Here is a 1,208-nt window from a genome sequence, read left to right on the forward strand (position 1 = left end):
TGACCCTGCCTCGATTTCACGTACAGCAAGAAAGTTGGAAACTTGAGCTGTATGGAGAATCGAAATGCGAGATAGCAAGCTGCCGAAACGGCAGTACACGGACGAATTCAAGGTCGAAGCGATCAGACTGGCGGAGTCGGTCGGCAGCCACGAGGCTGCACGCCGGCTGGGCGTGCCGGTGGCCACAGTGGGCAACTGGAAACGGCGGCGAGCGGTGATTGACGTCGCCGCGCCTGAAGCCATCGGAGGTGGTGCAGCCATGCCCACCCGTCGCCCGGTGAGCGAACTGGAGGCGGAGAACAGCCGGCTGCGCCGGGAACTTGCTGACGCGAGGTTGGATGTGGAAATCCTTCGAAAAGCGACGGCGTACTTTGCCAAGGGGTCGCGATGAAGTACGCCTGGATCGACAATCATCGCGACGAGTTCACGGTCAGCCGGCTGTGCCGGGTACTGTCGGTGTCCCGCACGGGGTACTGCCAGTGGCGCGTGCGAGCGCCCAGCGTTCGAGCCCTCGCAAACCAGGCCCTGGATGCCAAGGTGCAGTTCGTTCACCGCGGCAGTCGAGGCAGCTATGGTCGGCCGCGCATCACGCAGCAGCTTCGCCAGCAAGGCGAACGCGTCAGCGCCGAGCGCGTGCGCCAAAGCCTCAAGCGTCAAGGGCTGCGTCCGGTGTATCGGCGGCCTTGGGTGGCCACCACCGACTCGAGGCATCGCTTGCCGGTGGCGCCCAACCTCCTGGATCGTCGTTTCGATGGCTGGCAGCCGAACCAGGCCTGGGTGGCCGACATCACGTATGTTGCGACCGGCGAGGGCTGGCTGTACCTGGCCGCCGTGATGGACTTGGCGAGTCGCCGAATCGTGGGTTGGTCGATGTCCGAGACGATCGACGCGAAGCTGGTCTGTGCGGCACTGAGATCGGCATATTGGCAGAGAAAGCCCGGTGCCGGACTGCTTGTACATACGGATCGTGGGAGTCAATACGCAAGCCACGAGTACCGCCGGCTGGCGGCGGACTTCGCCATCAAGATGTCGATGAGCAGGAAGGCAGATTGTTGGGACAACGCAGCGATGGAGAGCTTCTTCAAGACGCTGAAGGTCGAACGGATCTACGAGGTACGCTACGACACACGGGCGCAGGCGCGCCTGGACATCGTCGACTGGATCGAGGGCTTCTACAACCGCGTGCGCATGCACACGGCCATCGGATA

Annotated in this window: 1 protein-coding gene; it reads left to right on the forward strand. The window is 63.1% G+C overall.

The window, feature by feature from the left end:
* Window positions 1–64: 64 nt before the first annotated feature.
* Window positions 65–1,208 (forward strand): IS3 family transposase gene (locus ACSFA8_RS27160; protein WP_435482562.1). Its coding sequence is split into 2 segments (ribosomal slippage), with 1,145 coding nucleotides annotated over them: window positions 65–359 and window positions 359–1,208; the frame shifts between segments, so codons are not numbered across the junction. This gene is flagged as partial in the annotation.

Origin of the sequence: Variovorax nitratireducens, assembly GCF_051216545.1 — a bacterium.
Classification (GTDB): domain Bacteria; phylum Pseudomonadota; class Gammaproteobacteria; order Burkholderiales; family Burkholderiaceae_C; genus Variovorax.